General features: G+C 62.6%; 11 protein-coding genes. 5 read left to right on the top strand and 6 right to left on the bottom strand.

From position 1 onward, the window contains the following. The first annotated feature begins 210 nt into the window (after positions 1-210). Together AC1ECK_RS35215 and AC1ECK_RS35210 are read left to right on the top strand one after the other, a co-directional pair. Positions 211-1,140, top strand: coding sequence for a LysR family transcriptional regulator (locus AC1ECK_RS35215; RefSeq protein ID WP_480327654.1), 930 nt, complete (start codon positions 211-213; stop codon positions 1,138-1,140). Positions 1,141-1,359: 219 nt separating this feature from the next. Next, positions 1,360-2,307, top strand: coding sequence for a cupin (locus tag AC1ECK_RS35210; protein WP_480327652.1), 948 nt, complete (start codon positions 1,360-1,362; stop codon positions 2,305-2,307). A gap of 15 nt (positions 2,308-2,322) precedes the next feature. Here the strand turns inward: AC1ECK_RS35210 and AC1ECK_RS35205 are convergent, their stop codons facing one another. Continuing rightward, the gene (locus tag AC1ECK_RS35205) at positions 2,323-2,568 is read right to left on the bottom strand and encodes a hypothetical protein (RefSeq protein ID WP_480327650.1); all 246 of its coding nucleotides are present in this window, start codon (positions 2,566-2,568) and stop codon (positions 2,323-2,325) included. A gap of 229 nt (positions 2,569-2,797) precedes the next feature. Between AC1ECK_RS35205 and AC1ECK_RS35200 the strand changes: the two genes are divergently transcribed. Then, entirely contained in the window at positions 2,798-3,082 is a 285-nt protein-coding gene (locus AC1ECK_RS35200) for a type II toxin-antitoxin system Phd/YefM family antitoxin (protein ID WP_480327648.1), read from the top strand. Then, the gene (locus AC1ECK_RS35195) at positions 3,079-3,498 is read left to right on the top strand and encodes a PIN domain-containing protein (RefSeq protein WP_480327646.1); all 420 of its coding nucleotides are present in this window, start codon (positions 3,079-3,081) and stop codon (positions 3,496-3,498) included. Before AC1ECK_RS35200 ends, AC1ECK_RS35195 begins: the two co-directional genes overlap by 4 nt. 44 nt (positions 3,499-3,542) lie before the next feature. Here the strand turns inward: AC1ECK_RS35195 and AC1ECK_RS35190 are convergent, their stop codons facing one another. Then, positions 3,543-4,826, bottom strand: coding sequence for an MFS transporter (locus tag AC1ECK_RS35190; protein ID WP_480327644.1), 1,284 nt, complete (start codon positions 4,824-4,826; stop codon positions 3,543-3,545). A gap of 105 nt (positions 4,827-4,931) precedes the next feature. On the opposite strand from AC1ECK_RS35190, the gene AC1ECK_RS35185 reads away from it, so the two are divergent. Further along, positions 4,932-5,852, top strand: coding sequence for a LysR family transcriptional regulator (locus AC1ECK_RS35185; protein ID WP_480327642.1), 921 nt, complete (start codon positions 4,932-4,934; stop codon positions 5,850-5,852). A gap of 168 nt (positions 5,853-6,020) precedes the next feature. Here the strand turns inward: AC1ECK_RS35185 and AC1ECK_RS35180 are convergent, their stop codons facing one another. From AC1ECK_RS35180 to msrB, 4 genes are all read right to left on the bottom strand, one after another. Beyond that, a complete protein-coding gene (locus AC1ECK_RS35180; protein ID WP_480327640.1) occupies positions 6,021-6,374 on the bottom strand; it encodes a gamma-glutamylcyclotransferase family protein in 354 nt (117 codons plus the stop codon). A 139-nt stretch (positions 6,375-6,513) separates the two neighbouring features. Further along, positions 6,514-7,254, bottom strand: a complete 741-nt coding sequence (msrA, locus tag AC1ECK_RS35175; protein WP_480327638.1) for a peptide-methionine (S)-S-oxide reductase MsrA — start codon at positions 7,252-7,254, stop codon at positions 6,514-6,516. 80 nt (positions 7,255-7,334) lie between these two features. Then, a complete protein-coding gene (locus AC1ECK_RS35170) occupies positions 7,335-9,182 on the bottom strand; it encodes a cytochrome c biogenesis protein DipZ (RefSeq protein WP_480327636.1) in 1,848 nt (615 codons plus the stop codon). Between the two features lie 58 nt (positions 9,183-9,240). Beyond that, positions 9,241-9,753, bottom strand: a complete 513-nt coding sequence (msrB, locus tag AC1ECK_RS35165) for a peptide-methionine (R)-S-oxide reductase MsrB (RefSeq protein WP_480327634.1) — start codon at positions 9,751-9,753, stop codon at positions 9,241-9,243. Between the last annotated feature and the right edge of the window lie 175 nt (positions 9,754-9,928).

Below are 9,928 nucleotides of genomic sequence, written 5' to 3'. Positions count from 1 at the left end.
TCAGAAACCCCACCCCACAACGGTGGGGTTTCTGCGTTTACGCGCCTGAAAAACCAAACGCAACCGGACATGCTATAAATCTCTCCATCGAGGCCGCACGCGTGTCTCCGATTTACAAGATCGATCCGCACGGCCTCGCCTGAACTCGCTTCCCCTCGTTCGACCTGCTTCTCAACCAGTCTCGCCTTGCCGGCCGGAGCCGACAATAGAATGGACTATTTCGCCGCCGTACGCGCCTTCCTCTGTGCCGCCGACTTGCAGAGTTTCAGCAAGACCGCGCAGCAAATGGAACTGAAGACATCCACCGTCTCCCGCTACGTCACGGAGCTAGAAAGCGATCTGGGTATCGCGCTCTTCAATCGCTCCACGCGCGGTCTCGTGCTCACAGAAGGCGGGCGAGTCTTTCGCGAGCATGCGCAGGTGGCGATGATGGCAATGGACGAAGCGCGCAGCATGACATCGTCGCTGAATGCGTCGCCTCAAGGCGTGCTGCGCGTAACCATGCCGACTTCGTTCGGCCGCAAGCATGTGGTGAGGCATCTGCCGGAGTTTCTGGAAAAGCATCCACGTATCAGCGTGGACATGATTTTCTCGGATGATGTGATCAACCTCATCGAGACCGAAGTGGATCTCGCCATCCGGATCGGCGTATTGCCCGATTCGCAGCTCATGGCGAGGCGTCTTGCTGCACATCGTCGCATCGTCTGCGCGAGCCCTGCGTACATTGCCGTTCATGGTGCACCTGAGACGCCGGAGGATCTGAGTCGTCATAAGGCGCTGCGCTTTTCGCGTGCCGTCGACGACAAATGGATCCTTAGCCATCGGAAAGCCAGGTCGAAAGCGAAGGAGGTGACCGTTCAGCTCAGTGGGCAAGTGAGGGCGAACGATACCGACGCCATCATCGATCTTGCCGTCGCCGGCTGCGGCATCGCGCTGCTGCCCGAATGGAGCATCGACGCCGAGCTGCGTGCGAGTACTCTGACGGCGCTGCTCGTCGACTGGGAGGCGCGACCTACGCGTCTGGATCCTGCGATCTGGGCCGTCTATCCGCCGAAGAAAGTCGTTTCGTCCAAGGTGCGAGCGTTTGTCGACTTTTACGCCCACATCTTCGGCCGCGACGATTATTGGACACATCCGTGACCGGCCGTCCGTAACCGTCCGTCCGCAGCCGTCTGTCCGTAACAAGCCGGATAGGCCGGCCCCCGCTTCTGTAGGCCCTTTTCCGCAAAACTGATTCCCGGAGCGAGTCGTTCTCCGAGGTGCGGCCTTTTTCTATAGTGGGTTCCAGGCGTTAGCGTGAGCTGACGATGCCTCCGCTGATGCGGGGGGCTACCACCGGACCCTTTATAGGAGATTGATATGCTCGATAGGAGCGCACTTTCTACGTTGGAACTGGATGCTTCGGCAACGACCGAGGACGCGCAGTACTTCGAATACACCTCATCGGCGAATCCGATCGGCGCCAGGCTGATCTCACGCGTTCCGTACCGCTCATTTCCCGCTTCGCTGTACAACAGCGGCCCGACCCGGGTGATCCCGCTCGATCTGTCTGCCGAGCTTGGTTGCGAAGGTCCGGCAACGGGGCCGGGTCTCTCGGCCAACTTCGTGCGCGTGCTGGCCGGCGAGAAGGTCGCGCTCAAGCCGAACGCTACCTCGATGGTGTTCTATGTGGTCGAAGGTTCGGGCATTGCCTCGCAAGGCAAGAGCGCATTCAAGTTCGGCAAGGGCGACTTCTTTACGTTCCCAGGCGGCGAATCGATGACGCTGACGGCCGAATCGACCGCGCGCCTGTATTACGTCAACGACGCGCCGCTGCTCACCTATATGGGCGCGAGCGTGCGGAATCCGCGTTTCAAGCCGACGCATTACCCGGCCGCGCGTGCAGAAGAGGAACTGAAGAAGGTGTCGAGCGCCGCAGGAGCCAACCGACGTAACCGCGTTAGCGTTTTGTTGGGCAACTCGAACTTCCCGCAGACGCGTACCGTGACACACGTGCTGTGGGCGATGTTCGGTGTTGTCGCTGCCAGGACGACGCAGAAACCACACCGCCATCAGTCGATCGCGCTGGATTTCATCTCAGACTGCAAGCCGGGCTGCCACACGCTGGTCGGCACCGAACTGGACGAACAGGGCAACATTCTCAATCCGCAGCGCGTCGACTGGGAGCCGGGTATGGTCTTCGTGACGCCCCCGGGCTACTGGCATGCGCACTTCAACGAATCGGACGAGAACGGCTACCTGATTCCGATTCAGGATGCCGGTCTGCAGACTTACCTGCGAGCGCTGGACATCCGCTTCGCGCATTGACTGGATGTGTCTGTATCAAGCCGTAGCGTGGCCTTGATCGCAGAATTCATCGATTACCGCTGTGGCCCTATGCTCAAGCGTGCTGATGGCCATCAGCGGATCGATCTTGACTCGCGGGATAGTCAGCTCGGGGCCAACGGGTGCTCCTTTCTGGCTATCGCCGTCGATACGCTCAATCAGCGCCCGGCACACCCACTGCACACCGAGTTCATCCGGCACCACATCAACATTCACTCGAAAACCACGATGTTCCAACGCCACAACAACCTCCAGACTTACAACGACATTTAGGCCACTCGACGGACAAGGCGGCGAGTGTGCGAAATGCTAGCACGGGTCCCACAATCTCTTCAGCGAAGCGGGCAATTGGGCAGGCCGGCGCAACCAGGTTGGCCGGACTATCTTAAGTAACTCTTGCATCTACAGCGACTTCGGCGCAAAATGTGTACACATTGATTCACAAGTGCGCACCATTATCAGGGGCGAAGTCATGGAAACGATCAAGGTTGGGATTCGGGAGTTCAGGGCCGATCTGGCGGAATACATCGCCGCCAGCACGCCCGTGGCCGTCACTCGCCACGGGCAGACGGTGGGCTACTTTATTCCTGCGCACGGCCGGAGCGAAGGGGACGTTGCTGCTCTGAAAAAGGCGAGCAAAACCTTGGATCGGCTTCTGGCCGAGCAGAGCGTCGACGTTGAGGAAATCGTGTCCGAGTTCAAGGCAGCCCGAGGATCGACCGTAGGCCGCAAAAAGGCACAAACCAAGGCGACATGAGCAATAAGGCAATTGTGCTCGACGCGAATATCCTGATTCGTGCCGTCCTTGGAAAGCGGGTGCGCGAACTGATCGTCGAGCATGCGTCGTCGATCAGGTTTTTCGCCCCCGACATTGCTTATGCCGACGCCAGAAAATATTTGCCCCCGCTGCTGGAAAAGCGAGGTATTCGTGCAGAGGCGGCAATACGCGTACTCGACAGTCTTGCTGCAGTCGTACATGCAATCGATGCAGACGTTTATCTTGGCATGAAGCAGCAGGCTCTGGAGCGCATTGAGCGACGGGACGCCGACGACTGGCCTATTCTTGCATGTGCTATGACTTTGGGCTGTCCCGTTTGGACGGAAGATACCGACTTTTTCGGCACAGGCGTTGCAACCTGGACCACGGATCGGGTCGCGCTCTACTTTGAGTAGCGCCGCACGGAGCGATCCGGAACGGCCCTACTCGAGCGATCCCCTTATTTCGCCACAACCCCCACCGCCAGCCCCTCCCGCGACGGCAACCGATACAGCCAAACCGCGATCGCAATCGCGAGCAACAGCAGCGCGCAGGCCATTGCCACGACGCCGTGCCAGCCGCGCGCACTCCAGAACACCCCGCCGAGCGAGCCGACCACGCTCGATCCCAGGTAGTAGGCAAACAGATACAGCGACGACGCCTGCGCCTTGCCGATCTGTGCCCGTGCGCCGACCCAGGCGCTGGCGACCGAATGTGTGCCGAAGAAGCCGATCGTCAGGACGGCAACCCCAAACACGATGATCCAAAGCTGGTTCGACAGCGTAATGGCCGTGCCGACAAGCATCAGCATCAACATGGCCGGCAGCACGACCCGGCGCCCGAGCTTCCCGGACAGACTCCCCGCCCACGCCGAGCTGACGATGCCAAACAGATAAACCGCGAAAATAAGGCCGATCTTGGTCTGGTTCAGCGAGAAAGGCGCCGCAACCAGGCGGTAGCCAACATAGTTGTACACGGTGACGAAGCTGCCCATCAGCAGGAAACCTTCGACGAACAGCAGCGGCAGGATGCCGTCGCGCAAGTGAGTGCCGAAGGCGCGCAGCAAAGGGGCAACGCGCAGTTCCCGCTTCACGAAGTGGCGCGACGGAGGCAAACAGCGCCACAGGATCGCGGCGCTCAGTATGCCGAGCACGCCGATCACCAGCACCGCCGAGCGCCATCCCCAGACATCGGTGATCACGCCGGTCAACAGACGCCCGGCCATCCCGCCCAGGCCGGTTCCGCCGACATACAGCCCCATCGCATGACCGAGCGAGCGCGGATGCATCTCCTCGCCAACGTAGGCCATGGCAACCGCCGGCAAGCCACTGAGCGCGATTCCCATCAGCGCGCGCATGACAAGCAGGGTCGGCCAGTGCGGGACGGTGGCGCAGATGACCGTCAGCACCGCCGACAGCAATAGCGACGCCACCATGATTGGCTTGCGGCCCCAAGCCTCGGATAGTCCGCCCGCCACGAGCATCGTTACCGCCAGCAGCCCCGTGGTCAGCGACAGGGCAAGGCTTGCGCCCGCAGCGCTAACGCCGAAATCCGCCGAAAAGAGCGGCATCAACGGCTGCACGCAGTAGAGCAACGCAAAGGTCGCGAACCCGGCGGCGAACAGGGCAAAGTTGGTTTGCCAGAATGCCGGCGTGCCGTGCTCGATCTTTCCCGGCAGTTCGCGAGGCGCCTCGCCGGCGGTCGAGATGACGGCCGTCAACAGGTTGACGTCGTGCTTTCCCATGTTTCGATCACTCCATATGCAGTTTCAATCATGGGCTCAATGATGGGATCTGCTCATGCCAGTGTCCAATATCGATTTGGCTGCAAATGATACATAATCGATATCATGGATCTCCGCCGAATTCGCTATTTCATTGTCCTGTCCGAGGAACTGCATTTCGGGCGGGCAGCGCAACGCCTGAATATCGCGCAGCCTCCGCTCAGCCAGCAGATCCGGGTGCTCGAGGAAGAACTGGGCGCACGCCTGTTCGAGCGAACCAACCGGCGCGTGGAGCTGACGGCCGCCGGCAAGGCGCTGTTGCCTGAAGCGCGCGCCCTGGCGGCGCAGGCGGAGCGGACCGGCGAGGTGGCGCGGCGGGCCCAGCGCGGCGAACTGGGTGAGTTGCGGGTGGGCTTTACCGGCTCGGCTGCGTTTAGCTCGGTCATCCCGAAGCTGATTTTCGAATTCCGGCGCCGCCTGCCTGAGATGTACCTAAGGCTGGAGGAACTGACCACGCAACAGCAGTTGACGGCGATGCTGGAGCGGCGCCTGGAAGTCGCTTTCGTGCGCGGTACGTCGCGCCCGGATCTGCCGCCGGCGTTGCAGGTGATCCGCCTGTTCGAGGATGCGCTCGTAGCCGTTCTGCCCGCGCGTCACCCGTTGGCGTTACAGGGTGGCGCGATTTCGGTGGGCGCGTTGAAGAACGAAGGGTTCGTGATGTATCCGCGCGAGCGCGGCACCGGTGTGTACGATCAGATCATCGCGCTGTGTCGGCAGGCCGGCTTTGCGCCGCAGCTTGCTCAGGAGGCGCGCGAGTCGCCGACCATTATCGGCCTCGTGGCGGCCGGACTTGGGGTGGCGCTCGTGCCGGCCTCGTTGCGCAGCATCCAGGTGGATGGCGTGGCATACCGGCCGCTGCGCGGCAAAGGCGCACGCTCTGCGATGTGGATGGTGTCGCGCGCCGGCGAATTGTCGCCGCAGGAGGCACTGTTCGTTACGCTTGCGCAGGAGATCGGGGCGCGTCGGGAGGGAATTGAGAGGCCGTAATCTTTGCCGCGCGCGGATCGTCGGCATGAGCGCGCACCCAGACGGCGGCTTCGGAGTTGGGATCCGCGTAGAACGAATCGGCGGCCCACGCTTGCCCCATGGCAAAAAACGCAGCCAACGCGACACCAACGGCTTGCACAAAGCGTTTCATCGACCAGACCTCGACGCTCAAGCGCTCACATACACCCAAGCCTGGGCGCCGGATTTCAGCGTCACGCTCACGCGTTTATAGTCGGCCACCTCATAGCGGTCCGCAGCTTCGAGTTCCGCCTGGGTGATCTCAAACACCGTGCCGGCAATTTCCTCGCTCGGATCGGTGCCGGGCTTGAGAATCGGATGGTGTGTTTTGCCGCTGGTCGCGAGCACCTGCGGGTCGACGATTTCAACCCACGTTTGCACATACCCGAGCATCGCATCGGGACGTCCCTGCAGTTCGCGGCCGAAGTTGGCGAGTTGAACGGCTTTGTCCTGTAGCGTCCCGTAGGAGAAGAGCAGGACGGGCGATGGGTTGGGTGTCGTCATGAGGTCCTCAAGTGTGTGCCACCTGCCCGGGTAAGCGCGGTGTCATATTCCTGAGGATATAGCGTAACTTGGCTGGCCTGTTTTGTGTACGGGGCTATGCACCCTGGGCGCTTGCGAATCGCGCCCAGGATGCTTTCCTCTACGACGAAGCGACCTTCAGCAACACAGGATCGTTACGATAGAGATCGGGAAACATCCGCTTCAGGTTGGCCACCTTGGGCAAGTCGTTGATTGCGATATACGGATAGCCAGGATGCAGCACGAGAAAATTCTGGTGATAGTTTTCCGCCGGATAAAAGCCCTTGAAATCTTCCACTCGCGTGACGATGGGCGCCGAAAACACATGGGCCTTGTCGAGCTGGGCGATATACGCCTGTGCGACGGTACGCTGCTGCGGATTGACCGGGAACACAGCCGAGCGATATTGCGTGCCGTGGTCCGGACCCTGGTAATTCAATTCGGTCGGATCATGGGCGACCGAGAAGAAAATCTGCAGCAGCCGTCCATAAGTGATCTGCGTCGGGTCGTAGGTGATCTGCACCGACTCGGCGTGGCCGGTGTCGCCTCCGCTGACCGTTTCGTATTGCGCGGTGCTCGCCGCGCCGCCCGTATAGCCGGCGGCGACCTGTGTCACGCCGCGCACGTGCTCGAATACGCCCTGCACGCCCCAGAAGCAGCCGCCGGCGAACACGGCAGTTTCGCTATGCGTTGCCGTGACTTTTTCGTCCTGCGCAGGCGCGGGGATTTGCGTTGCCGCTTCGGCCGAGTTTGCGACGCGCTGCACGGCGATTGCCCCCAAGACGAGCGCTACGACGCCGGCCAGTTTGGCGAAAGAGGACCGCCTGCGCGAAGATGCCGAGTTGTTGGAGATGTTGCTCACGATTGCCACTCCTCAATAAGTGATGATGTTCATCGGTTAGATCGAATACAGCGTCGAATCCAGCGGCGCCGCACGCGGCATCAGCCGAACGTGAACGAATAAGCCTCGACGCCCGGATCGAGAAACTCGATCGAGAAGGTGTGATCCTTGACGTCGCCGGTTTGGCGCACCAGTTGATAGAGCCGTTGCCCCGTCACCGTGCCCATGCCGTCCGGGCTCACATCGCTGCCGTGCGCGGCGCCCGGCGCGGCGCCGTCGATGCTGACGCGAAACCGCACGGGCTTGCCGTCCTGATTCGGGCCCAGCACCAGATGCAGATCGCGCGCATGGAAGCGGTAGACGATGCCGCCGGAGGCTGCCGCGAGCGTCGCGTGCTCGGCGCCGACGCGCCATTTGCCGTCGAGGCCCCATTCGTTGAGCGCGGGCTGCACCGGCGCCGCATACGTGTGCGGCTTGTCTTCAGTTTCGCCGCCCGGCGAAGCGAAGTTTTCAGCGCGCGCATAGCCGATATAGGTTTCCGGCGAGTGCATATCGGAGTTGTCGGCTGCAGCCTCCACGCCCTCTACGCTGGTGCCGGTCAACCCGGTCGGGACATTCGCTGCGCCTGCGTGGCCCGCTTCGGTGAGCAGTTGCTGGATGACCTTCTCCGACTGAGCATAGTCGCCTTCGCCGAAGTGGTGGTAGCGGATGCGTCCCTGTGCATCGACAAAGTAATGCGCGGGCCAGTATTCGTTGTTGAGCGAGCGCCAGATCGCGTAGTTGTTGTCGATCGCCACCGGATAGTCGATGCCGAGGTCATGCGTGGCCTTCTTCACGTTGTCGATATTGCGTTCGAAGGCGAATTCCGGCGCGTGCACGCCGATCACGACGAGCCCCTGGTCCTTGTATTTTTGCGCCCACGCTTTCACGTACGGCAGCGAGCGCAGGCAGTTGATGCACGAGTAAGTCCAGAAGTCGACCAGCACGACCTTGCCGCGCAGGCTCTGCGCCGTAAGCGGCGGCGAGTTCAGCCACTGGACGGCGCCGTTCAGGGAAGGCAGCTCCCCTTCGACGGGCAACGGCGGCGGAGTGTCGTTCACGGCCTGGGTCGCGCGCATCATTCTGCCGGACGTCGCGACCATCGCGGCGCCTGAGTTGGCTGGGGCCGTATCGGAGGCAACAGTGGTGTTCGCAACGGCGGTGGGGTTGGTCGCCGCCTTCGCGCCTGGCGACAGCAGGTCGACCAGTTTCTGCTCGATACCACCGGTGGCCACCGTCGACACCCGCGTCAGCACCCCGGTATCGAGCCCAAACGCAATTGCGACCACGCCGCCCAGCATCGCCGCGCCGATGCCGCGGCGAATCCACTCTCCGGTGCCGAGCGAGCGCTTCATGGCAGTGAACACCCGGCCGCCGATCAGCAGCGCGACCGCGAGCGAGGTGGCCGCCCCAGCCGCGTAGGCGACCAGCAACAAGGTGGTGCCGACACTCGCGCCGCGCAGTGCTGCGCCAGTCAGCACGAGGCCGAGGATCGGCCCGGCGCAGGGCGCCCACAGCAGCCCCGTGGCGATGCCGAGCAGGAACGACGAACCGGCGCGCACCTGCTGGCCGTCGGCCTGGGCGAAGTTCGACAGCCGGTTGCCGGCGCTCACCAGCGGACGCATCAGGTGGTCGGCAAAGCGCGGGAACAGCAAGGTGAGACCGAACACGGCGAGCAGCGCGATGGCCAACCAGCGGCCATACTGGTTGGCCTGGGTCACCCAGCCGCCGCCGACGGCGGCCAGCGTCGCCACGAGAGCGAAGGTGAGCGCCATGCCGGCCAGCAGCGGCAGGCCGCTGCGCACGAACGGCTGATCGGCGCGCGCAAAGACAAATGGCAGCACCGGCAGGATGCAGGGGCTGAGAATCGTCAGGGCGCCGCCGAGGTAGGCGAGGACGATGAGGAGCATGATTTTTCCAGAGGTTTTGTAGGCGTAGGTTTGGGGCGTCGGTCGTGCGCGTCCGGGCTCAGGCGGCAGCCGGCGTGAAGATCATCGCCACGCCGTTCATGCAATAGCGCAGGCCGGTGGGCTTGGGGCCGTCGTCGAACACATGCCCGAGATGGCCGCCGCAGCGCCGGCAGTGCACCTCCGTGCGCACCATGCCGAACGAACTGTCTTCGCGGGTCGCCACCGCGTGTTCGAGCGGCGCCCAGAAGCTCGGCCAGCCGGTATGGCTATCGAACTTGGTGCGCGACGAAAACAGGTCGAGCCGGCACCCCGCGCAGGCGAACACCCCGGCGCGATGTTCGGCGTTCAGCGGACTCGTATACGGGCGCTCCGTGCCCTCTTCGCGCAGGACCGAGTATTGGGCCGGGGTCAGCATCTGGCGCCATTGGCTGTCCGTGCGAGTGAATTCGAAGCCGGCGGCCGGCTGGCCGGCATCGGCCGGCGCCGCAGCCAGCCGGGGCCGGCGGCTCACGGCAGCGAGCGCCGCCACGGCGGCTGCGCCCGCGAACAGAAAGCGTCTGCGACTCTGCATGATGGGCTCCTTGGTGCCAATGTGCGGATAGTGGCCACATGCTAGGTCGCGGGCGGTGTCGAAGTCCTCACGAAAAGTTAAATTAAATGTGATAACTCGCGGCCGGGAAATTTTGCACAATGACGTAACGGCACTTTTTCCGGGCGGGCGCCGCTCACCGCCCTTCACACGCCAA

The sequence above is a fragment of the Paraburkholderia sp. SSBN10T genome (assembly GCF_056619545.1).
This window is presented reverse-complemented; position numbering and strand designations above follow the sequence as displayed.

Bases quoted from the DNA above. Each gene is read 5' to 3' on its own strand.
- AC1ECK_RS35215 (WP_480327654.1), top strand. From the start codon at position 211: ATGGACTATTTCGCCGCCGTACGCGCCTTCCTCTGTGCCGCCGACTTG.
- AC1ECK_RS35200 (WP_480327648.1), top strand. From the start codon at position 2,798: ATGGAAACGATCAAGGTTGGGATTCGGGAGTTCAGGGCCGATCTGGCG.
- msrB (WP_480327634.1), bottom strand. From the start codon at position 9,753: ATGCAGAGTCGCAGACGCTTTCTGTTCGCGGGCGCAGCCGCCGTGGCG.
- AC1ECK_RS35170 (WP_480327636.1), bottom strand. From the start codon at position 9,182: ATGCTCCTCATCGTCCTCGCCTACCTCGGCGGCGCCCTGACGATTCTC.
- AC1ECK_RS35180 (WP_480327640.1), bottom strand. From the start codon at position 6,374: ATGACGACACCCAACCCATCGCCCGTCCTGCTCTTCTCCTACGGGACG.
- AC1ECK_RS35195 (WP_480327646.1), top strand. From the start codon at position 3,079: ATGAGCAATAAGGCAATTGTGCTCGACGCGAATATCCTGATTCGTGCC.
- AC1ECK_RS35190 (WP_480327644.1), bottom strand. From the start codon at position 4,826: ATGGGAAAGCACGACGTCAACCTGTTGACGGCCGTCATCTCGACCGCC.
- AC1ECK_RS35210 (WP_480327652.1), top strand. From the start codon at position 1,360: ATGCTCGATAGGAGCGCACTTTCTACGTTGGAACTGGATGCTTCGGCA.
- AC1ECK_RS35185 (WP_480327642.1), top strand. From the start codon at position 4,932: ATGGATCTCCGCCGAATTCGCTATTTCATTGTCCTGTCCGAGGAACTG.